18 protein-coding genes are annotated in these 21,078 nt (G+C 63.5%); 2 read left to right on the plus strand and 16 right to left on the minus strand.

From position 1 onward, the window contains the following. Positions 1 to 68 precede the first annotated feature (68 nt). From GVM20_RS13805 to GVM20_RS13875, 15 genes are all read right to left on the minus strand, one after another. The gene (locus tag GVM20_RS13805; protein WP_166547774.1) at positions 69 to 2,912 is read right to left on the minus strand and encodes a TonB-dependent receptor plug domain-containing protein; all 2,844 of its coding nucleotides are present in this window, start codon (positions 2,910 to 2,912) and stop codon (positions 69 to 71) included. Positions 2,913 to 3,350: 438 nt separating this feature from the next. Beyond that, on the minus strand, positions 3,351 to 4,544 hold the full coding sequence (locus tag GVM20_RS13810) for a polysaccharide biosynthesis/export family protein (protein ID WP_234032023.1): 1,194 nt from the start codon (positions 4,542 to 4,544) through the stop codon (positions 3,351 to 3,353). Further along, positions 4,541 to 5,905 (minus strand): glycosyltransferase family 4 protein, encoded by a 1,365-nt coding sequence (locus tag GVM20_RS13815; protein ID WP_166547775.1) that lies wholly within the window; start codon positions 5,903 to 5,905, stop codon positions 4,541 to 4,543. The genes GVM20_RS13810 and GVM20_RS13815 overlap by 4 nt, the downstream gene beginning before the upstream one ends. Positions 5,906 to 5,919: 14 nt before the next feature. Beyond that, complete coding sequence (locus GVM20_RS13820) at positions 5,920 to 6,795, minus strand: FkbM family methyltransferase (RefSeq protein ID WP_166547776.1); 876 nt, start codon at positions 6,793 to 6,795, stop codon at positions 5,920 to 5,922. A 2-nt stretch (positions 6,796 to 6,797) separates the two neighbouring features. Continuing rightward, positions 6,798 to 7,184, minus strand: coding sequence for a hypothetical protein (locus GVM20_RS13825; protein ID WP_166547777.1), 387 nt, complete (start codon positions 7,182 to 7,184; stop codon positions 6,798 to 6,800). Next, a complete protein-coding gene (locus GVM20_RS13830; RefSeq protein ID WP_234032024.1) occupies positions 7,177 to 9,456 on the minus strand; it encodes a glycosyltransferase in 2,280 nt (759 codons plus the stop codon). The genes GVM20_RS13825 and GVM20_RS13830 overlap by 8 nt, the downstream gene beginning before the upstream one ends. Continuing rightward, entirely contained in the window at positions 9,423 to 10,079 is a 657-nt protein-coding gene (locus GVM20_RS13835; RefSeq protein WP_166547779.1) for a hypothetical protein, read from the minus strand. The genes GVM20_RS13830 and GVM20_RS13835 overlap by 34 nt, the downstream gene beginning before the upstream one ends. Continuing rightward, positions 10,076 to 10,957: an FkbM family methyltransferase gene (locus GVM20_RS13840; protein WP_166547780.1), complete on the minus strand. Its 882-nt coding sequence runs from the start codon at positions 10,955 to 10,957 to the stop codon at positions 10,076 to 10,078. The genes GVM20_RS13835 and GVM20_RS13840 overlap by 4 nt, the downstream gene beginning before the upstream one ends. Further along, positions 10,954 to 12,369 carry an ABC transporter ATP-binding protein gene (locus tag GVM20_RS16555; protein ID WP_166547781.1) on the minus strand — a complete coding sequence of 472 codons (1,416 nt, stop codon included), beginning with the start codon at positions 12,367 to 12,369 and terminating at the stop codon, positions 10,954 to 10,956. Before GVM20_RS16555 ends, GVM20_RS13840 begins: the two co-directional genes overlap by 4 nt. Then, positions 12,366 to 13,163 carry an ABC transporter permease gene (locus GVM20_RS13850; protein ID WP_166547782.1) on the minus strand — a complete coding sequence of 266 codons (798 nt, stop codon included), beginning with the start codon at positions 13,161 to 13,163 and terminating at the stop codon, positions 12,366 to 12,368. The genes GVM20_RS16555 and GVM20_RS13850 overlap by 4 nt, the downstream gene beginning before the upstream one ends. A 2-nt stretch (positions 13,164 to 13,165) precedes the next feature. Beyond that, complete coding sequence (locus GVM20_RS13855) at positions 13,166 to 14,359, minus strand: KpsE/RkpR family capsule polysaccharide export protein (protein ID WP_234032025.1); 1,194 nt, start codon at positions 14,357 to 14,359, stop codon at positions 13,166 to 13,168. Further along, positions 14,356 to 15,609: a glycosyltransferase gene (locus GVM20_RS13860; protein ID WP_166547783.1), complete on the minus strand. Its 1,254-nt coding sequence runs from the start codon at positions 15,607 to 15,609 to the stop codon at positions 14,356 to 14,358. The genes GVM20_RS13855 and GVM20_RS13860 overlap by 4 nt, the downstream gene beginning before the upstream one ends. Next, a complete protein-coding gene (locus tag GVM20_RS13865) occupies positions 15,606 to 16,367 on the minus strand; it encodes a phosphocholine cytidylyltransferase family protein (protein ID WP_166547784.1) in 762 nt (253 codons plus the stop codon). The genes GVM20_RS13860 and GVM20_RS13865 overlap by 4 nt, the downstream gene beginning before the upstream one ends. 91 nt (positions 16,368 to 16,458) lie before the next feature. After that, positions 16,459 to 17,559, minus strand: a complete 1,101-nt coding sequence (locus GVM20_RS13870) for an inositol-3-phosphate synthase (RefSeq protein WP_166547785.1) — start codon at positions 17,557 to 17,559, stop codon at positions 16,459 to 16,461. A 317-nt stretch (positions 17,560 to 17,876) separates the two neighbouring features. Next, positions 17,877 to 18,155 (minus strand): hypothetical protein, encoded by a 279-nt coding sequence (locus GVM20_RS13875; RefSeq protein ID WP_166547786.1) that lies wholly within the window; start codon positions 18,153 to 18,155, stop codon positions 17,877 to 17,879. A gap of 33 nt (positions 18,156 to 18,188) precedes the next feature. Here GVM20_RS13875 and GVM20_RS13880 point away from each other — a divergent pair, with 33 nt between their 5' ends. Then, on the plus strand, positions 18,189 to 19,025 hold the full coding sequence (locus GVM20_RS13880) for a glycosyltransferase family 4 protein (RefSeq protein ID WP_166547787.1): 837 nt from the start codon (positions 18,189 to 18,191) through the stop codon (positions 19,023 to 19,025). On the opposite strand, the gene GVM20_RS13885 is transcribed toward GVM20_RS13880, so the two are convergent. Then, a complete protein-coding gene (locus GVM20_RS13885; protein WP_166547788.1) occupies positions 18,995 to 19,876 on the minus strand; it encodes a CDP-alcohol phosphatidyltransferase family protein in 882 nt (293 codons plus the stop codon). The two genes, GVM20_RS13880 and GVM20_RS13885, sit on opposite strands and share 31 nt — an antisense overlap. A 104-nt stretch (positions 19,877 to 19,980) precedes the next feature. Between GVM20_RS13885 and GVM20_RS13890 the strand changes: the two genes are divergently transcribed. Then, the gene (locus GVM20_RS13890; protein ID WP_166547789.1) at positions 19,981 to 21,012 is read left to right on the plus strand and encodes a CDP-alcohol phosphatidyltransferase family protein; all 1,032 of its coding nucleotides are present in this window, start codon (positions 19,981 to 19,983) and stop codon (positions 21,010 to 21,012) included. Positions 21,013 to 21,078: the final 66 nt, after the last annotated feature.

Consider the following 21,078-nt stretch of genomic DNA (forward strand, 5'->3'; position numbering starts at 1 on the left):
GCCGCGCCGCCCCGGACCCTGCGCGCCATTGACGCGCAAGGCCCGGGTGGTGCGACCCTCACCGTGGCTCAGAACCGCTTCACGATGCTGACCGTGGCAAACCGACCGATGAGGTCGTGATTGAACAGGTCGACATTGGAAGACGAACCGAGCACCAGCGGGGGATCCTCGTCAAGCACGTTGCGCACCGCCAGCTGGACGAAGCTGTCTTCGGCGAAATCGTAGCTCACAGTGAAATCGACGGTGATGTAATCATCGACGAAATAGTCCTGCCCGCGCGGCAGGCCCAGGGCGTCGAGCGTCCGGTTGGCCGGATCGTCGCGGTAGCCGCTGGTGTAGAACCCGGCGACGCTCGCGCGCCATTCGTCCTTGCGCCAGCGCAGCCGCGCCGCCCCGATCCAGTCGGGGAAGAGGTAATCCCCCGCCAGCCGTTCAACCGGGCTGGAGCTTGAGGCCTGCCGGTCAAAGTTGAGGATGTGGGTGACATCCGCAGTTAGCGTGAACAGCCCGAGCGGGCCTTCGGGGAAGCGGTGGGTGTAGGCGATGTCGATCCCGTCGGTCTTCTGGAAGCCCAGATTGGTGATCTGGAAATGCGCATCCGACACGAAGCCATTGGTCACTTCCAGTCCGGGCGAACCGGTCGGCAGCAGGCCGGAACCCACCACCGGGAAATCGCCCGCCAGCGCGCGGCGGATGAAATCATCCTCGTCGATGCCGACCAGATTCTCGTGCCGGATGTTCCAGTAATCGACCAGCAGCTCGATCGCATTGCTCGGCTGGAACACCACCCCGCCGCCGAAGCTGCGGGCGTTTTCGGCTTCGAGATTGGGGTTGCCGACGTCCTCGGACAACAGCGCCTGGCCCGTGGCGTTGGCGTTGTTGTTGCAGGCTTGCGGCGTTGCGCGGCAATCGACGCGGTAGGCCGACAGCAACACACCCGCCCCGCTTTGGGCGAGCGAAGGCGCGCGGAAGCTGGTCGAGTAATTGCCCCGCACGGCGAGCCATTCCACCGGCTGCCAGCGCGCCGCGATCTTGGGATTGAAGTCGCCGCCAAAGCCCTGGAAATCGTCGTAACGCCCGGCCAGTTGCAGGTTGAACGTCTCGGTTACGGGCACGTAGAACTCCCCGAACACGGACCAGTTGTTGCGCGTGGCATTGGCGCTGGTGGACGAAAAGCCGAGGATCGGATCGGGGTTGGTCGGCGTTGCGACCGCGAGGCCCGATGGCACATCGCTCAACGTCTCGCGCCGGAATTCACCGCCGAACGCGGCCTTGACCGGGCCGGCTGGCAGTTCGAGCACCGTGCCATTGACGAAGCCATCCAGCGCATAGAGCCGCGACTTGCCGCGCCGTTCGGCGGTGGTCTCCAGCAGGTCGAGCACGCCGTCCTCCTGCTCGGTCTGCCCGCCGAAGGGGTTGTACCACAGCGTCGATTTGCCGGAGTCCTCGCAGGTATTGCCGACAAAGCGCGCGCTCGGCCGGGCCGCGTTGACCGTCCAGCGGTTCACCCGGCTGCCGTCGGTGCAGATATTGCCGAGGTTGAGATCGAAGAATGTGCCGGACTGGTAAAGCCCGGATGTTCCGCGCTGCACCCGGTCATTGCCGCCGAACAGGAAGGCGACATCGAAGTCCCAATCGCCGGTCAGATCGCCCTTGAGACCGGAGGTGATGCGGTAGCTGTCGGATTCGACCTCCACCCCGCGCGGCTCGGGCACCTTGCCCCAGGCGAAGATCGGGAAGCCGAAAAATTCGCTGAAGTCGTCCACTCCGGCTTCGTCGATAATGTCCTGCTGCAGCGCGGCGGGCCAGTACGGGTTTTCGGGATCGACCGGTGCGCGGCTGAAGTTGGCCGGGCTGCTGACCCCGCGCGAGCGGACGCGCTGGTAAATGACGTCGTTGTACCACGTCAGGCCCTCGGTGATGCGGAACTGGTGGGTGAACAAGCCGCCCAGCGTTTCCAGCCGATCATTGGCCGAGACGAAGGCGTTGTTGTTGACCTCGCAGAACTCGCCGAGGTTGCCGACCCCGAAATCCTCGGGCGCGCAGCCGCCGTTGCCCGGGCCTTCGGTCTGGTCATTGGTCTGGAGGAACAGATCATTGAAGCTCGGGAAGAAGCCCTGCTGGCTCGGGCTGAAGCTGTTGCGGCTGATCGCCCGGTCGCGCAGGAAAAAGGGATTGCGGCGGAAATAATCGACCACCAGCATCACCGAATTGCGCTCACCCAGTTGCGCGCCGAATACGCCCGAGATGTTGAAGCGGCCTTCGTCTGTCCCGGCGGTGGAATTGCCGTAGGAGCCGGACAGCTCCAGTCCTTCGAAATCCTCGCGCAGCACAAAGTTGACGACCCCGGCGACGGCATCCGCACCGTAGATCGCCGATGCGCCGGACGGCAGAACCTCGACCCGCTCAATCGCGGCCAAGGGGATGGAGCTGGCATCGATGAAGCTCTCCTGCCCGCGCGCGAAGGCGCTGATCTGGGCGCGGCGTCCGTTGATGAGCGTGAGGGTGGAGGAGGCACCCAGCCCGCGCAGCGATACCGCCGAAGCGCCGACCGGCGTGTCGGACGACAGCGCACCTGCGGTCGCGGTCGAGAAGGTCTGGCCGCCGCCGCTGGTGACGGGCAGGTCTTGCAGCACTTCGATGATGGTGCCGGCGCCCGACTGGACGATATCCTCGCGCGTCACGGCCAGCGTCTGAACCGGGCCATCCTTGGGCAGGCCGGCAATGCGGCTGCCGGTGACGGTGATGGCTTCTCCCTCTTCAGCGGACTGTTCTTCGGTGGCGGTAGTGACGTCGGCTTGGGCATCGGCAGGCTGCGCCTCGGCTTGACCCAGAGCGGGCGTGGCAACGCCGGCGAGCAGAATGGAGGCGACGCGCAGCGCGCCGCGGTGAAGCGGTGTTTGAAATGACATAAGGTGAACCCCCTGAAACCCTGAGGCGCGGCACGCGGCCGCGAGGCGAATCAGCGGGATGAAGCCCGGATCTGTGGTGAAGGGCAGCGGCGCGCCACGGCGCCAGTCGCTGCGATCAATCCGCGCCTATCCCGCGCGGCAGGGAATTACTCGTTGAACCAGTCGGTGAGATGAAACTCCACCGACCGGCGAACGGTCACTTGACCGCCGAGGGGACAGAAGAAACGTGCGTCCATGCAAACAAGTATGTCATGCCAGTTTGCGGCGTGCAACATTCTTGCAAGTACCCATGCAATCGGCGCAATTCCGCCATCTGAAGGCCTTGCCGGAGGCTCATGCAAGGGGTCGCTGTGTCGCGACGGCAACACACCGGATTGGGGATGTCCTGCGCGTTCTTGCGCCCACGCGCGTAAGATCGCAGGCCGTCCGGCCGTGGGGTCAGTTGCCGTTATTGGTCACAACATTGCCGATCGCGATGGCCGAGAACGCAAGGCTGGTCACAGTCGACAGGAATTCCCGCAGCTCCGCTCCCGGTGCCGTCGAGACATAGACCACATCCTGATCGCGGATCTGGAATTCCTGCGCCACGAAAAACCCGCGGGCGTCTGACAGGTCAAGCCGATAGATGACTGGAACCCGGCCATCCTCAAGCGCTTGCGTCGCCATACGCTGTGCTGGGTCCAGCGCCTCTGGCTGTTCAAGCCGGAACACAAACACGCCGCGGATATTGGCCTGGTTATCGCGCAACCCGCCAACCCGCGCCAAGGCCTGCGCGAGCGAGATGCCTCGCCCCTCGAAGGGGATTTCCGCGCTGGTTGCCACGGCGCCCATCGCAATGAAGCTGTAGGGCTGGTGCAGGACCGTCACCACGTCTTCCGGACGCATGCGAATGTTCTGTGCCGGCTGGGCAATGATCGCCTCCAGCGCCATCGTCGCCGAAGCGCCGCCGCGACTGACCTGCACGGTGGTCTGGTGTACCGGCGCGCGCGGGCCACCGGCGCTGGCGATGATGTCGAGCAGCCGCTCGCCACGCGGGCCGAGCGGCACGCGGCGGCTGGCGGCGATCTCGCCCAGCACAGTCACATTGCGCGAATCGTTGAGCGAGAGCCGGACGTTGACCTGAGGATCATTGGCGCGGCCCGCCAGCCGCGCGACGATGGCGCGCTCGATTGCGGCAGGCGTCTGCCCGGCCGCGTCAATCAGTCCGGCAAATGGTACGCTGATCTTGCCTGTCCCATCGACCACTTGCTGGACGACAGTCCGGTTCTGCGCCCCGGCGTCGAGCCCAGGGATAACCCCGCCGCCGCCGAACAGCACGGCGGGTGGTGCTTCCCACATCGCGATATCGAGCACATCGCCGGGGCCGATCAGCACTTCGCCCGCGCCGCCTTCGCCAAATTTCTGCGCCAGGCCAAGCGACTGTTCGAAGGCAGCAATCCGCTTGTAGGTCAGCGGATCGAGATCGACCAGCGCGACCTGCGACCCGGCATAGTCCGCCCCGTCGGCCTTGCGAATCTGACCGGACGAGGGTCCGGCTGCACCCAGTGTGGTGCAGGCACCGACCAATCCGGCGAGCAGCAGCGCCAGCAAGGGTCGTGCGACGGTTCCGGTAGCGGACATGGGGCGGTTCATGCTGAGTGTGCCTTTGTAAGCGGGACAGGCTGCGCGGGCCGGGCGTCGTGTGGAAGCCGCGAGGCGGTGCCGGTCAGTCGCGCATAAAATTCGCCCAGCCGTTCGCGATAGGCGCCTGCGCTGAAACGTTCTGCCTGTACGAGGCCGCGTTGCCCCAGCTCTGCGACGGCGCTGTCATCATCGTCCATCGCCTTGATCGCCCGTGCGATCGACCGCACATCATAGGGGTCGACCATCACAGCCGCCTCTCCCGCCACTTCGGGCAGAGAGGATGTGGCACTGGTAATGACCGGGGTGCCGAGCGACATCGCCTCCAGCACCGGAAGCCCGAACCCTTCATACAGCGACGGGAACATCACCGCCCGCGCCCCGGCAATCGCCGTAGCCAACGTCTGGCGCGGCAGATAGCCAAGCCACTTGATGCGCTTCTCGGTGTCCAGCTCGGCCAGCTGCTTGAGCAGGGCGACGTCACGCTCGCTTCCCCATCCGGGCGCACCGACGATCACCAAGGGGTGCCGCGACCCGCTCATCAAATGCGCTTCGAGCAACCGGGCGAGGTTCTTCTTCGGTTCGAGCGCGCCGAAGAACAGATAGTACTCGCGCATCCCGACGCCGAGCAGCCCTTCGACCTCCTGTGCGATCTGTTCGGGCGATACGCTTTCCATCAGCTTGGCAATATCGGTCGACTGGTAGAGGTTGGTGACCCTGTCCTCCTCGACGCCCAGAATGCGGATGATGTCGGCGCGCGAATGCTCGGACACGGTGAGGATGTGATCCGCCTCGCGCGCGATCCGCTGGCACAGGGTGAGATAGTGCCGCTTGTGATCGGCCGTGGTGTAGGGAAGGCGCAGCGGCACCAGATCGTGCAGCGTATAGACATTGGCCGCGCCCGGCGTCTTGACCGGCAGCGGATAGGTCCAGTGCGCAATGTCTGTTCCCGGCAGCGCGACCCGCGTCATCCGTCCCGTGGCCCGAAACGCGGCGTTGGCGAGTTCATAGAGCTGCGGCGTGTGCCAGTACCGCGCACCCGGTACGCCAAGCGCGGGCGGCAGGATCACCTCGCCCGAAAGCGAGACTTCGCGCGCCTGACGGGTGCCGAGGACGCCGCCGGTGGCTTTGGCGACCTGACCGGGAAGCGCCAGCGCCCTCCGCTTGCGCGGCTCGGACTGCCCATCATCACCCTCCGCCAGAGCGATTTCGTTGAGCAGCGGCTGCTTGCGCGAATGGCCCGCGCGGGTGCCGAACATCAGGTTGACCTCAAACCCCAACCCCGCAGCCGCCCGCGCAAGGTTGCGGCCATAGGTGGCTACCCCCGTACCGTGCGAGCGGGCGATGTTGTAAGCGTCGAGGAGGATGGTCATGATGAGGTCAAGGTTCAGCGCCTAACAAACAGCACATCGGTGTAGTCCTGCGCCATCAACCACTCGATCGATTCCGGGTGATCGAGCGGCCCCGAACCAAGGACAATTCGGTGTGGCACAAACCCGTCGAGCAAATTCAATACGTCTTCGGGCGTGATTCCTGCCGCCTTCATCTGCTTTTGTGACCATTCAAGAATCAGGTGCAGGTTCGTGCTGCGGGCAATGACGTTGCGCGCCCCGCGCAGAACGGATGCTTCGTGGCCCTCCACATCAATTTTCATGAGATCCACCGCGAGATCCGGAGGGAGCACATCGTCCAGCGGCTTTACCGGGACCGGTATCTGTATGCATTCCATCCCCGCTGGTGGGGATAAGCTGCCATTGGCGCCATGCTCCACAGGCACGTAAAGGGTTAAGTTATCTTCAGCTTCGCCTAGCGCCATTTCGTGGAGAGTTACTGGTGCAATTGACCAGTTAATTTCCCGGTTACGATGAAAAAGTTGACACAAAGTTGGATTAGGTTCGAACGAGATAACTTGCCCGGTGTTATCGGTGCCGATCAAATTAGCAGCAAGTACTGAAAAATAGCCAAAATTGGCTCCGATATCTACGACAACCGAGTCAGGGCGACACAAAAATCGGAAAAGATTGGAAATATCGGCTTCCCACTGCCGATAGATCACCATCTGTGGCGCGATGATTAAATCCTTTGGGTCGATGAAATATTTTAACCCATGGATTGTCTGCGTCAGCAGCGTTCCATCTGGAAAAGGGACCCCGAATGGCCCCACGAGTTGTCTTGTTTCTCTGCCAACTGACTCCAGCGTATCAAGACGTTCGTTCATTGAAGCGAGCGTCGCCAAAAGCTCGGATTGATCGATTTCGCGCATATTCAAAAGGTCCCAATAAAGTCATTGGGTCGCGCGCGGCTTGAGACGCGCTGGCGGATGCGGATCGTGTCGTCCACCGCCCAGCGATCGGCTTCCTGGCTCGCCGCAATGGCGCGTAACTGGGCATCCTTGCACGCTTCGCTCTGTTCCAGCAGCAACCCGCCGCGGGCGCTCTGCATGAGCGCCCGTGGACGGATAATCGCCTTGTCCGCTTCGGCCAGCGCTGCTCGAGCTTCCGGCCAACCGGAAAAGCCACTTCGGGTTAGGAGCAGCCACGGCAGGACCTCGCGCTCGTCTCCAAGTTCTTGCGCCAGGTCGTTCGCCTCATGCCCAGATATTGGCGTTTCGGCCATCATCGCCGCTTGTGCGAGCCATTCGGGATCAATCATCGTCGCCTCCTGAAGTTGCTAGGATGCTGCGGTAATATTCGGCCACGTCGCGAGCCATTATCGTGTCCGAAAAGCGCGCAGAGAAGGCACGGTGACTGGATTCTGCGAGCCGCCCGAGTGCCGCACGGTCGCCCGCAAGCGCCCGGAGACGCTGCACTGCGCCGTTCACAAAGGCATCTTCATTGGCGAACAAATAGCCCGAGACGCCATCCTCGATGACCTCGGTCAGTCCGCCTGTCGCGAGTGCGAGCACAGGGTTGGCCGCCGACATTGCCTCAATCGCAACAAGTCCGAAGGATTCGAACCGGCTCGGCATCATCACAATATCGGCAGCGAAATAGAGCTGTTCGAGCGCGGAGCGATCAACCTCTCCATGGAAGCGGATGCCCGCTTCGCGGGCCGGATCGATGCCAAAGTCTGCCTTGATGCGGTCAAGCAGGGCGGCATCCGGGTTTGCTCCGGCGAAATCGAAGTGCACCTGCGCATCGCCTCGAAGATGCGCCGCGACCTTCAGTGCCAAATCATAGCCCTTGCGCGGCTCGAACCGTCCGGCGAACAGGACGCGCAGCGGCTCGCCGCTGCGCTGGCGGGCCAACTTGTCCTCCAGCTTGACGCCGAGCAAATCGAGAATATCGGGCGTACCATGCGGCACAATCCGCGCCCTCTCGCCCAGCGTCACGCCGTATTCGCTTTCGATCTGGTCGATCACCGCGCGACTGTTGGCAAGGATGTGCGGCGCGCGGGCAAGCGCACTCCGCTCGGCTTCGATCATCGGTTCGACAAAACTGCGGCCGTAGATAATGCGGGAGGTCCATTCGCGCTTGAACGGACGCGCCAGCTTGTAGCTGGTGTGCAGGCTCAGGACGCTTGCTACATCGGGATCGTCGAGCACCGGCAGCGCCTCCAGATCCCAGATCGGAAAGGACACCAAGTCGACCCCGAACGTCTTGAGGAAGTCGATTTCGCGCATCACGCCTGCCATCCAATCGGCCACCCCGCTGCGAGGCACCCGGTAGGTCGCGGCCAGCGCATCGGCGTCTTCGCCTACAGCGGTGATCTGGTGGAACCAGATGCCATCGCGGAAGCGGCGGCTGGGCAGGTCGCGGGCGCGGGTGATGATGTGGACAGCCACCCCTGCGTCGCGCAGCCCTTCGGCCAGCAGCATCGTCCAACGGGCAATCCCGGCCTCGTTGTCAGGCGGCAGGCCTTGCGACACCAGAACCACCCGCAGGGGGCGCGCCATCGTGGACGCAAGGAACGGATCCGGCGCGGGGTTGGCTGCCATGTCCCCTCGGGTCTTGCGTTCGAGCAGTGCGCGGCTGCTCGCTTCAATCCCTGCTTCGGTCCCGGCCTCGACATCGCTGTCAAGCGCCTGGCGGTGGTGCGTCGAAATCTCGCCATGCTCTTCAAGCCAGGCATTGGACCGAAGCAGTTCGCTGCGGTAAGTCTCTAGCGCCTGAGCAACCTTGCCATAGCCATCGGCGCGGCCGTGGTGGTTGATGAAATAGGTCTTGCTGACGACGGAGGGATAAAGGGTTTTGGCTTTGCGTGTGCTGGAACGGATGTGGCTGGCGGCGAACTGGTGGAAGATCATCGCAGCCGGTTCATAGACAACGTTCCACCCGCCATCGACCAACCGCAGACAGACGTCAGTTTCGTCTAGCAGATAGGCGAAGGTATGATCGAACCCGCCGATGTCGCGGAGCGCGGCCATGCGGAAGCTGGAATTGGTGCCGAGCAGGCTGGGGTAGAGCGGGGTGCCGGGCCAATTGAGCACCCTCTCGTCAAAGGAATCTGCCGGGAAAAAGGCATTGCCGAAACGATCACATACCGTCTTGCGCACCTGCCAGCGCACCCCGGTATTATCGACAGTGAAACCGCCCACTCCGCCGATCGACGGATCGGCGAAACTGCGCGCCAGATAGCGCAGCCAGTGCGGATGCGGCACCGCATCGTCATCGAGGAAGGCAACGATCTCGCCCGCCGCGCCTTCGATCCCGACATTGCGCGAGACTGACAGATTGGGCACATCGCAGCGCAGATGCTTGATCCGTCCCTGCCAGCGCGCCAGCACGTCTTCCGAGTTATCAGTTGACGGGCCGTTAACCACAACCAGTTCGACATGTGGATAATCGAGCTGCATCACGCCGGTAATGGCATCATTAAGCAGTTCGGCACGGTTGAGCGTATTTATCACCACCGAAACAGGCGGTGATTGGGCATCCGAAAGAAAACGAGTCACAGCTCTTCCTCTCGCACGAGTTCGAGCCATGGGCGGTTAGCCCGCTCGAATCGCGGATCACGGATCATCGCCGCCATCAGCTCGTCAAGAGACGCACAACCGCGCAAGAAACGGGCAATATCATCATCATCCATTCCTAACGCACCCCACAAGAGGCGGGCGCACGCAAGTACATCTGGTCGGCCCGGCACATGCCCCCGTTGCGGACCGGCCTTGTAATGGAGGATCGGGTAGCGATGTTCTTCAAGACCTTGCCGCGCCATCACAAATCGGAGGTGAGGATCGACATCCTGCGGCGCCGCTCCCAGCGCACAGGCGGTACGGTAGGCATTTTCGGCCCTGACGAAGGTTTCCTGTTCTTTCGCCATGTGACCGAGCTGGGTCCAGTAACTGCGCTCATAGGGATACAGATCAAGTGCCGCGGCATAAGCGGCCTCGGCCTCGAACCAGTTTCGCAGGTCCCGCGCTCGGTCACCGCGCTCAACGTGCTCAAGAAAGCGTGCGTCACCAAGAGCCGCCCTCTGCGAGGACTCAAGCAAATCTTGACGGCTTGTTCGTGACAGCGACGATGTTCTGCCCGCCACTGAGGTCGCGGCTCCGACCCGCGCCGTACCGCGCCGCGCTAGGGCAAACATGTCCTTTCTGGTCTTCATTCCTCGCCCCCCTGATCGGCCCTTTCGGTGCATGGCACCCGCGCAAAGTCCACGCACACCAGCCAGTCCTCGCCCGGTTGTTGGGTTTCGGCCATTTCACGTGTCAGCGGCTTTACTGTGCTGTGAAAGTCGAGATAGCTGAGCTTATCGGTGCCGAAGGCGGCCACCACGTCGTCCCAGCCATAGCCCCGCCAGAAATTGACCTCGCACACCACCCTGGGCCGGAATTTCTCCAAGAGCGGCCGCAGGTGTTCGAGCACGGCGAGTTCGGCGCCCTCGACGTCGATCTTGATGAAGTCGACTCGTTCGAACGCAGCGGGATCGATCTGGCCCAGCTCGACGTCGGTGACGGTGCCATGGTCCGCGAGATAGTCCGCGCTTTCCTGCGCGCCCACAAAGCGGCCGTTCTTGGGTTCGCCCGTGGGCACGAAGAAGGCGCGCGTCCCGGTCTCGTCCGGCCCAGCGAGCGCGACATTGCGGGCGCTGGTCCGCTGCGCGAAGCCGTTGACCGCGATGCTGGCGGAGAGGCGGCGGAAGACTTCAGGGTTAGGCTCGATCGCCACGACCTGACCAGCCGCGCCCACCAGATCGGCGGCGAGCAGGGTATAATATCCGAGGTTCGCCCCGATATCGAGAACCGTGTCGCCGGGCCGGATCACCTCGGCAAAATGGCGGGTGAGCCAGAATTCCCAGTACCCTTCGAAAATCATGTGCGGCGAGAAGCCGACATCATCGCCGATCACGAACAGCTTCAGTCCGCCCAGCACCTGACACAGCAGCGTGCCATTGCCGAGATACTGGCTACGAGTGCGGGCCGTGAAGTGCTGCTCGGCGTCCGGACGGTTTTGTTTCAGCAGGATCGGGCGAAGCTGGCTCATGCGCTTGCGGCCTCCATCGCGTGGCTCGCGGGCAAGGCCCAGCCGTCCAATCCGCCCGCGCGGCGCAGGGCGGCGAGCGGAGCATCGCCGAGAGACAGCGCTGCTTCGAGCCCTTCCTGCCGCGCGCCAGCAAGTCGGGCGAGATCCTCAAGCCATTCCCGCCGCAGCGGGGCCTCGCCCGGTACAACGGCGATACTGTCAGGCAGGGTCTCCGGGGCCGACACGCCACCCTCCACCAGCATGCGCGCCAGCACATCTTCAAGCGCGCCCGGTCGGCGCAGCAGGCTGAGCGCCGCATCATCCGAAAGCCGCGCGCTTCCGCCAACGAAGGCCGCCAGCACGGCCAGATCGGGGTAACCCGGAGGCTGCTGCCGGGTCTCGCCGCTGTCTGGCGAGGCGGCGGGGGTCGGCGGGCCGGCGCTGTCGGGATGTTCGACCGCGGCGATGAAGGGCGCCAGCAGCCGCACGGGCTCGCCGAAGGCACAGGCGGTGCGGTAGGCAATCTCGGCCCTGACCCGTCGCCCTTGTTCACGCGTCACATGACCCAATTGCACCCAGTAGCTCCGCTCATAGGGATGCAGGCTCAATGCGGCCGCATAGCCAGCTTCGGCGCCTGCCCAGTCGTGCCGGTCGCGCGCGGCATCCGCCTGCCGCACGAGGGCCATGAATTGTTCGTCCTCGTGCGCGACACGGCGCAGCGAATCAATCGCCGCCATCCGCCGCGAGAAGGGCTGGGCGGCTGTGCGGACATTCTCACCGACCCGCATCTGCGCGAGGAAATGATCGTGCGCTGCCTCGAAATCGTCGAATGGGATCAGCTGCCCAGCGTCAAGCAGCGCCCAGCGGTTGCAATGGTCGCGCAGATAGCCCGGATCATGCGAGATGATCATCATCGCACGGTCGCCGCGCTTGTCGAACAGCTCGTAATTGCAGCGCTCGTGAAAGCGGGCATCGCCGACGGCTGCGATCTCGTCGATCAGGAAGCAGTCGAATTCGATAATCATCGAGATCGCGAAGGCGAGCCGCGCGCGCATCCCGGAGGAATAGTTCATGACCGGCTCACGGAGATATTGCCCGAGCTCGGAGAATTCCTCGACGAAGGCGAGATTGTGGTCCGGGTCCTGACCATAGAGCCGGCTGATGAAACGGACATTGTCCACGCCGGTGAGCTGCGATTGGAACGCGCCGCCAAAGGCGAGCGGCCAGGACACGGACATTCCCCGCGTGATCCGGCCCGAAGTCGGACGCTCGGCCCCGCTCACCAGCCGGATCAAGGTCGATTTGCCCGCCCCGTTGCGCCCGAGCACACCCAGCCGCTCGCCTTGGACGAGGGTGAAGCTGACATTGTCGAGCACGCGCTTGGGCCCGGTGCGCGTGCGATAGTCCTTGGTAACGCGGTCGACGGTGATCATTGCGGAGTCAGCCGCTTTTCAACCCATCGGGTCGCAATCAGGGCGACGACCGTCAAAACCAGCGAACAGGTGATCAGATAGCCCGGATCATAGATTGCCTCGACCTTGGTGCCGAAATAGCCGTCCCGGACCATCTCCACGCCGTGAACCACCGGGATATAGAGCACGATTTCGCGGCCCAAGGGCGGCAGAGCCGAAACCAGAAAGGCCGCGCCCGATAGCGGAAACAGCAAATAGGATGCCGGGTGCCACAACTTGTCGACCAACTCGTATTCATGGCTGAGTGCGCCCAGCGTGATCGCCAGCGCCGCGCCGAACCACGCCGTCAGGATCCATGCTGCGGCGACGGTCAGGAAATCCTCCGGCGGGCTGATCCAGCCACCGAGGATGAATATGAGCGACAAGGTGAAGAACGAGATTGTCGCGCCGGCAAACTCGATGATGATCCGCGCCGCGTAGATGTCCAGCGCCCGGATGTTGCGGTGGTACATCAAGGCGAGATTGCCCATCAGCGCGCCGATGCAGCGGCCCGGCATATTGCGCCACAACAGCACGCTGGAATAACCGGTCAGCGCAAAGGCCACGATCGGCAGGTCGCTGCCGTGGACCGATTTGGTCGCTGTCCACAGCGCTGTCACGCCGAGGGTAAAGATCATCGGTTCAACGAACAGCCACAGGAAGCCGATATTGTGACGCCCGTACCGCGTCAGCAGCTCGCGCACGAGCAAGGCGGCGAGAACCCTGCGCTGGACCTTGAGGCTGGCAATGAGCGAAGGCTGCGAGGCGCTTGCCATGCTCAATCCTTGTGCTCACGGATACCGACCAGCAGCATCGAGGCAACGCCCCAGGCTAAGAGGCCCAGCACGAAGGTGGCGAGGATGTTGCGCAACCGGCGCGGGTAGGCGGAATCGTCGGGCAGGCTCGGGTTGGAAATCCGCTCGACATAGGCCTGCTTGCGCCGGGCTTCAGCCTGCGCCTCCTGATAGGCCGATAGCGTGATGCCGAGCTGCTTCTCCGCAAATTCGGACGCCAATTTCAGCTCCTGATAGCGCACCGAAGCCGAAGACAGCGAACCCCTGCCGCCCGCCAATTGCGTGGTCTGATCCGCAATTTCGCGTTCGAGGTTGCGGATCTGCGTGCGCAGGAATGGGATTTGCGACGCCCGCGGCGTATAGGTCTGCAATTGGAGCAGCTGGGTCTGGGCCGCGATCAGCTGGTCCTGGAGCTTAGAAATCATCTGCAGCCCCGCGCTGGCCTGCAATTCCGGATCGATCAGGCCTTCACGGTCGCGGAAGGTCCCGAGCGCCAAGGCTGCCTCCTGTGCCTCCCGCCGGGAGCGGGCAAGTTCGGCCTCGGCAAAGGAAATGGCGTCGCGCCGTGCTCGGTCGGACAATTCGTTGACCAGCACTTCGGACTTTTCGAGTAGCCGCTGGTTGATCGTCCGCGCGGTCTGCGGGTCGAAGGACTGCACCGATAGCACCGTGACCATGGTCGTGCTCGAATCCTCGGCCGACACCTTGTCGAGGTAGTATTCGAACAGGTCTTCGCCGGTATCCGCGCCGAACCTGCCGAACCGGTCGAACCAGAAGATCGACGGGTTGCCCCATGCGCGGGTTGCGTAACCGTCGGCATTGATGGCCGCGAGGCCCTGACGCGAGCTCAGGAACTCGGTCACCGCCTCGCTTTCCTCGCTTGCGCCCACCAGACTGCCGCCTCCCAGCACCACGCCCAGCGGCGACAGGTTGGGTTTCGACGGGCTGCGCACGATGAAGCGGCTTTCCGAGACATAGACCTCGCTGGCGAAGACGCCGAAATAGAGGCTGGCGATCAGGGTCGGCAGGATCACCAGCGCTGCGAACAGCGGATCGATCGCTTTCAGCCGCGACAGCAAGCTGCGGCGAGCAGGCGCTGCGTGATCAGCGCCGGTTGCGCCATGCTCTCCGTCTGGCTCAGTCAGCACGGGATCGGGAATAGGCTTCATCTGCGTCATGCCAGCCCCCGAGCCAATGCCGAACGCGCCGCAGTGTCATTGGCTGCGACAAGCGGGGCACACTCCGCGGCGCGGCGCGCGGGCAGGGTCTGGAGCCAATCTTCCACCAGACCGAAATGGTCGCGCCAATCGGGCGCGGACCATGCCGCCAAGGCGGCCATCTGGCGGCTCCGCTCCGCGCCATCGGTCATAAAGTCCTTGATCACGCGCAACCACTCTTCCGGTGCATCAGGCGCAAGGAACGTCGGAACGGTGCCGCCCACTTCGCGAAACACCGGGAGGTCGCTGGCGATAACGGGAATGCCGAGCGATAGCGCCTCGACCACCGGCAGGCCAAAACCTTCGGCCCGCGAGGGCGCCAACAGCGCGCGCGCTGCGCTCAGATGCTGAACCACCTCGGCATCGGTGCAACCGGTGTGGATCGTGACGAAACGGCGCAGCTGGGGATCGGAGAGATAGCGCTGGCGCACGGCTTGCGAGCCGACACCCCAACGCCCGATCAGCACCAACCGCGGCGCATTCTCGCCATAGCGGGCAATCAGACGCTGCCACACGTTGAGCAGCAGCATATGGTTCTTGCGCTGTTCGATGGTGCTGACGCACACAAAGCTTGCCCGCTCCATCGCTGCTTGAGCAGGTCGTTCAGGCAGGCGGGGCGATCCGAGCGGAGCGCCGAGGATCGGCGGCAGGGCCAGCCCTTCGCTGCGCGCAAAGGCGGTGATGGCGCTGGCCGTGACGCGCGAATTGGCAATGATGCCGCTTGCCGCCTCAAGGGCGCGGCGGACGCGCCCGTTGTGCCGGTTGACCTTTTGGGGTGTGGTGAACTGCGGATGTTCGATCGGGATAAGGTCGTGCAGCAGATAGACCGGCCGCAGGTTTTCCGACCGTACCCAGGCAATGTGCCGGTCAAGGTCGAAGTCGGTGTGGGTGACGTTGAGATACAGCGCGCCAGCCGGGGTGCCGACGCCGCGTGCTTCGCCGTCCATCAGCGCCGCAAAGCCGCTGGCCAGCGAGGCAAAACGCTGGCGCAATGCGCCGCCGGGCGTATCGAGCAGGGCAAAGAGCCGTTCCGACTGCGCCCGGCTCATCACCCGCGCGCGCCCGCGCACCTGGATTACAGCTTGGGCCCGCGCCGCGAAATGCGTGCGATAGGCGTCAGCAACGCGGTCAATCCCGGTCGGCATGGCACCTGACCAGTACCGCGCGATCATGCGCGTGCAATCCAGCAACACAGGTTGAGCGGTGGTCATGCGGCGACCTGATGCGAAATCGGCTGTGCTGCGCCGCGCCCCACTATGGCGGGCGCCATCACCTGCGCCAACGCAAGCATGGCCGGATCGTCAACGTCGATCCACAATTCACCCGTCACATCGACCGTGTCTGCCAATTCGCGATCCGCGAGGCATTGCATCCCATCGGACAGGCTGCCGCTGGCGCCTTCCGCAATCGCTTCGACAATGGCTTGGGCGAGATCGGGTGTGGCAATGAAGGCGCCGCAGTCGACCGCGTCATAACGGATCAGCTGTTTGCCGATCTGTGCGATGCTGCCGTCAGCGCGGCATCGCACCCACGTGGCATCCGCAGGGTCGATGGCCGGCCCATCGACGCCGCGATCAATCGCCAGAGCAACACCGGCGCCGCGGTCAAAGTCTGTGACAAGGCGCTGCAACAGGCCCACACTGAGCAGGTGATCGGCCATCACGAGCAGGTAGTTGCCGCTGATCCTTGCTGCACCGGCGATAACGGAATGACCGTTCGGACGCGACCAGTCCGCCATACGGCATGGTTCGAGCGCCACGCCGGTTGCTTGCGCGATTCCGGGCAGACGCGCCTCAATCTCGTCGGCACGATGTCCCGTGACGATCACCGCCCGCGTGACACCCACAACTGCCATCTGCCGCACTGACCATTCCAGCAGGCTGACGCCAGCGACTTCGACAAGCGGCTTGGGTGTCCGCATTGCGGACAACCGGCTGCCAAATCCGGCCGCGAGGATCACTGCATTCATCACATGCTGCCTTGGGCTAGAGAGGATGAGAAGCCAGGAAGCTTACAAACAGGGAATTCTGTATCGGTTGTGCGGCTGTATCGGTCCCGCATTACTCGGCGGCGTCCAGCCTCGGCGCTGCGCGCGCATCCAGCAGGCCGAGCGCGACGTCTTCCACCAACTGTTGCGGTGGGTGTTTGCAGTAATACGCACTTTCGGCGATCAGGGTTCCGCCTTCACCGCGATCGCGCGCGAGCTTGCAAAACCGGATCGCATCCATCACGCAGGCGGCTGAATTGGGACTATCCTCTACCGATAGACGCAGCTCAAGATTGACCGCGACGCCGCCCCATTGCGACCCTTCGAGCCGCACAAACGCGATCTTGTTGTCTTTCTGCCAGGGCACGTATTCGGCCGGACCGATGCGGATATTCTCATCATCCAGGCGCTGCGCCAGTGCGGCCTGCACCGCTTCGGTTTTTGACACCTTCTTGTCGGCCAGCCGCGCCGGATCCAGCATGTTCATAAAGTCGGTGTTGCCACCGGTGTTCAGTTGGTAGGTTCGGTCGACCGTGACGCCGCGGGTGGAGAACAGGTTCGACAGCGTGCGGTGGATGATCGTGGCACCGACCTGCGCCTTGATGTCATCGCCCACGATCGGCAGACCGCGCTGGCGGAAACGTGCCTCCCACGCGGGATCACTGGCGATGAACACCGGGATGGCATTGACCACGCCAACACCGGCCTCAAGCGCGCATTCCATGTAGAATTCGCTCGCCCGTTGCGATCCGACCGGCAGGAAGTTGATCAGCACGTCCACGCGTTCACGCTTCAGTGCAGCTACGATGTCGTCCTGCGAGGGTTCGGGAAGGTCAGCAATCTGGAAGCCGCGCTCACCAGCCTGCTCCATGTGCGGAGCCACCCCGTCAAGCACACGGCCCATGATGACCTGTGCCGAAGTACGCTCAATATCGGCTTCGAAAATCTGCGTATTGTTGGGGCTTGCAAAGATTGCATCAACAAGAAGTTTGCCGACTTTGCGTCGATCAACGTCAATCCCAAGAACAAAATCCACATCGCTGGCTTGATAGCCACCGATTGATTGATGAATTAAACCGTTGCTTGACAATGTCCGTCGATAATAGGCACCACCTTGCATTAGTGAACAAGCACAGTTGCCCACGCCTACGATTGCTGCTCGTACGCGATTCATCAATACATCCTTAAATTGCCCACAATACATCTATGGAGGCCAAGCGTCTGTCAACCCTCGCGAATTTATGTCGTGTCTCCTTTCCTTGTATAAATGCGGCTGAAAGAGGTTAGGATTGAGGCTGCGAAATGATCCGAAATGAACGTCAACCGGCGCACAAAAAGGCCGGAAATCTGCCAGATTCCGGCTTTGCCCGAACGGCTCGCAAAAGGCCTAATGAGGCTATGTGACACGCCGTCTCATGCCCTTCGCAACTGCGGTAAAACGCGCCAAAATTCAGCTAATCCGAATTGGATGAAGTCATTGTAACAATGCCACTACCCCCTCCTCTTCGGCGCCCCCACGTGGCACTCGATTGCCGCTACCTCGGCCCGCGCCCAAGCGGGATCGGCGAAGTCGTTGCGGCGCTTGTAAATCACTTGCCGTCCTTGGCGCCCGACTTCCAGTTCACCTTCCTGAGGCACGCTTCGCGCGATGAACCGCTCAGCAATGCGGCCAATGTTCGGGAAGTCATTGTTCGCGCTCCGGCAAATGGCCCGGTGACCTTGCTTCACCTGCCTCTTGCTGTCGACTTGCGTGGCATCGACCTGTTCCATGCGCCGGCCAATATATTGCCCGGGGGACTGACAATGCCTTCGATCACAACCATTCACGACACAATGTGGCTGACGCATCCGAAATGGTGCAATCCGGCGCTCTGGGGCCGAATCGAGCAACATTTCTACGGCCATGGCATCCGCCGGGCGCTCACCCGCTCTGCGGTTATTGCGACCGTCAGCGAAGCGAGCCGGACTGAGATTGTCCGCATCAGGCCGGAATCGGCGGCGCGTGTGGCTGTCACCCGCTCGGGCGTTGCCGATGACTTCCACCCGGTTTCGACCGATCCAGAAACATTGGCGCGGCTGGGCCTCGCGCCCGAACGGCGCTATGTCCTGATTGTCGGGCAGGGCGCGCCCTACAAGAATCATGAAGGGGCGCTGAGGGCGTTTGCGCAGGCATGTGGGTCATCGCCCGACATTGATCTGGTGCTGGTGCAAAGGCGCGGCGGACAGCGGCAGGAATTCGCGGAACTCGTCCGGGCGCTGGGCCTTGATGGCCGGGTCTGTGTGCTGGAGCCGATCGACCGTGCGGCGCTGGTACAGCTCTACAGCGCGGCTGCGGCGTTGCTGCATCCCTCGTTCATTGAAGGCTTTGGTAACCCGGTTGCCGAGGCGATGGCCTGTGGTTGTCCGGTCATAACCAGCAATTGTTCGGCAATGCCCGAGGTTGCCGGCGGTGCCGCGCTTCTGGTCGATCCCTATGACACGACATCAATTGCAGCCGCCCTGCGGCGCGTGACGCAGGACCCCGCCTTGGCCGCCGAGCTGCGTCAGCTTGGTCTGGCGCGCGCGGCGGAGCTCGACTGGCGCGCTTTCGCCGCCGCCAACCTTGCGCTTTATCGCAAGGTGTTGGCCGCCCCTGCCTGAACCAGAACCGTCTCCATCACCTGCCGCACCCGGGCGAGGGAGGCGACAAGGACGGCGCCCAGAACCGCGATCTCGAACAGGAAATACCAGTGCGGCCTGCCCGCCAGCATCGCGGCACCCACCGCGAGGGTGCGATAATTGGCGCTGAGCAGGCCGATCCGGGCGAGCAGCGCCGGGCCGTGCTGCCGCATCGCCTCGCGCAACGGCGCGCGTGTCGCGGGCGCTTGCGCTGCCATCCGCAACGCCGCGCCGTGCGGCACGATCAAGCCGGTCAGCCACAGGTAATAGGCGACGAAGGGATGCCGCCGGCCCTTGGCATCCGTGGCAGGGGCCTCGCTCCCCATCCACGGCGTGTCGTAGACCGCCAGCTGATATTGCCGCCGCGTGCCTTCGTAATGCGCGGCCTGCACCACACGGCTGGCACCCGCCGCCCACATCAACGCCCAGCCCCAACCACCGATCTGGCTCGCTGCGATCGCCCCCATCGTCACATAGAGCACGATATGCCCAGCGTAATCGCAGATACCATCCACCAGCTCGCCATGCGCCGAACTGCGCCCGTTCAGCCGCGCGAGATCACCGTCTGCACCATCAAGCACGTGCCATGACATGTGGAGCAAGAGCCCCAGCATCACCCCCCAAGGCGCTGCGACCAGGCCATAGCTTGCGGCGGCCAACATGATCGTTGCCGCGCCGGCAGCCGAGACCATGTCTGGTGTCACCCGTGTCGATGCAAGTCGGCGTGCCAGCCGCCACGACAGGGGGTGATAGACCTGACGATTGAGCCAATCCTCAAGCTCCGCCGGTCGCGCGGGCGGCGCGGTCACCGGGGTCGAGGAAGCAGGGGTCATAGCGTATCACCGGATCCGCGGCAGGACGACATTGCCCTAGCGTGCATCGGCAATGCATATAGGCGGCTGTTTATCAGCGCAATTCCGCAGCACTGCGAGGCTTCATGTCATCCCCCCTCGGGTATCGCTTCTCGTCGTCGCGCACGGCCAACCGCCTTGTGGCCGGGGTGCCCGCGGCGGCGCGTCTGGCGAAAGCCCATCTCGCGGCGCTGCCCCGTACGCCGCTGCTGCTGGTGCTGGGCGATTCGGGCACGCTTGCCCCGTTGACGCGCGCGGAGATCACACGTCTGGCACCCGGCCTCGTGGTCGAACTCTCCGCCCCTGCCAAGGCCACCTTGCTTCCGGGCGAGGCGCTACCAGACGCGACCACTATCCTCGCCGTGCAAGCCGGTGTGGCGGCGGCTCCGGACCAACCAGCTGATCCCAAGATGGCTTTGCGCAAAGCGGCCACGGCGATTGTGCGCAGCACGGCAAAGCCCGGCGACGGGATGATCTCGCGCCATTGCAACCGCCCCCTGTCGCAGGCGGCATCGGCAGCGTTGCTGCGGTTCGGCTGGATTCGTCCCGGCCATGCCACCCTGCTGACATTGTTGACGGCATTGGTGATGTTGGCGAGCCTGTTGACGGGCACGCCGGGCGGGTTGGTGGCAGGCGCCGTGCTGTTCCAGATCGCCTCGGTTGTTGACGGGATCGATGGGGAGATTGCGCGAGCAACCTTCCGCTCTTCAAAGGCCGGTGCCTCGCTTGACAGCGTCATCGATGCTTTCACCAACGTCGCCTTCCTGGCCGGTGCCGGATGCAACTTCTGGATGCAGGGGCGGGCCGAGGATGCGCTGGTCGGTATGGGCGCCGCCGCAGTCATGGCCACCGGCCTTGCCATCCTCGGAGCTTCGGCCTTCCGGCGAGAAGGCATCGTCCATTTCGACGGCGCGAAACGCATTCAGGAACAGACGGGCAGTCCTAACGCACGGCTGCTCAAAGACCTCACGAGCCGTGATTTCTACTGCTTTGCGCTGCTTGTCGCGGCGCTGACTGGGGTATTGGACGTCGCGTTGAAGGTGTTTCTTGCGGCCGTCATCGTTTGGCTGGTGGCGATCATATCGCTTCTGTCTGCGCAGGCCTCGGATCAGGAATGACGCATCAGCGGATCGCGCTTGCGATCAGGTGCACAGCGAAAAGGGAGAAGGCGGGCGCGGCGGTTC

The sequence above is a fragment of the Porphyrobacter sp. SLTP genome (genome assembly GCF_009905735.1).
Classification (GTDB): Bacteria; Pseudomonadota; Alphaproteobacteria; order Sphingomonadales; family Sphingomonadaceae; genus Erythrobacter.

What these genes read in the sequence shown, in the direction of transcription:
- GVM20_RS13805 (WP_166547774.1), bottom strand. Translation starts at nt 2,912, where the DNA reads ATGTCATTTCAAACACCGCTTCACCGCGGCGCGCTGCGCGTCGCCTCC.
- GVM20_RS13810 (WP_234032023.1), bottom strand. Translation starts at nt 4,544, where the DNA reads ATGAACCGCCCCATGTCCGCTACCGGAACCGTCGCACGACCCTTGCTG.
- GVM20_RS13815 (WP_166547775.1), bottom strand. Translation starts at nt 5,905, where the DNA reads ATGACCATCCTCCTCGACGCTTACAACATCGCCCGCTCGCACGGTACG.
- GVM20_RS13820 (WP_166547776.1), bottom strand. Translation starts at nt 6,795, where the DNA reads ATGCGCGAAATCGATCAATCCGAGCTTTTGGCGACGCTCGCTTCAATG.
- GVM20_RS13825 (WP_166547777.1), bottom strand. Translation starts at nt 7,184, where the DNA reads ATGATTGATCCCGAATGGCTCGCACAAGCGGCGATGATGGCCGAAACG.
- GVM20_RS13830 (WP_234032024.1), bottom strand. Translation starts at nt 9,456, where the DNA reads ATGGCTCGAACTCGTGCGAGAGGAAGAGCTGTGACTCGTTTTCTTTCG.
- GVM20_RS13835 (WP_166547779.1), bottom strand. Translation starts at nt 10,079, where the DNA reads ATGAAGACCAGAAAGGACATGTTTGCCCTAGCGCGGCGCGGTACGGCG.
- GVM20_RS13840 (WP_166547780.1), bottom strand. Translation starts at nt 10,957, where the DNA reads ATGAGCCAGCTTCGCCCGATCCTGCTGAAACAAAACCGTCCGGACGCC.
- GVM20_RS16555 (WP_166547781.1), bottom strand. Translation starts at nt 12,369, where the DNA reads ATGATCACCGTCGACCGCGTTACCAAGGACTATCGCACGCGCACCGGG.
- GVM20_RS13850 (WP_166547782.1), bottom strand. Translation starts at nt 13,163, where the DNA reads ATGGCAAGCGCCTCGCAGCCTTCGCTCATTGCCAGCCTCAAGGTCCAG.
- GVM20_RS13855 (WP_234032025.1), bottom strand. Translation starts at nt 14,359, where the DNA reads ATGACGCAGATGAAGCCTATTCCCGATCCCGTGCTGACTGAGCCAGAC.
- GVM20_RS13860 (WP_166547783.1), bottom strand. Translation starts at nt 15,609, where the DNA reads ATGACCACCGCTCAACCTGTGTTGCTGGATTGCACGCGCATGATCGCG.
- GVM20_RS13865 (WP_166547784.1), bottom strand. Translation starts at nt 16,367, where the DNA reads ATGAATGCAGTGATCCTCGCGGCCGGATTTGGCAGCCGGTTGTCCGCA.
- GVM20_RS13870 (WP_166547785.1), bottom strand. Translation starts at nt 17,559, where the DNA reads ATGAATCGCGTACGAGCAGCAATCGTAGGCGTGGGCAACTGTGCTTGT.
- GVM20_RS13875 (WP_166547786.1), bottom strand. Translation starts at nt 18,155, where the DNA reads ATGGAACAGGTCGATGCCACGCAAGTCGACAGCAAGAGGCAGGTGAAG.
- GVM20_RS13880 (WP_166547787.1), top strand. Translation starts at nt 18,189, where the DNA reads ATGCCTTCGATCACAACCATTCACGACACAATGTGGCTGACGCATCCG.
- GVM20_RS13885 (WP_166547788.1), bottom strand. Translation starts at nt 19,876, where the DNA reads ATGACCCCTGCTTCCTCGACCCCGGTGACCGCGCCGCCCGCGCGACCG.
- GVM20_RS13890 (WP_166547789.1), top strand. Translation starts at nt 19,981, where the DNA reads ATGTCATCCCCCCTCGGGTATCGCTTCTCGTCGTCGCGCACGGCCAAC.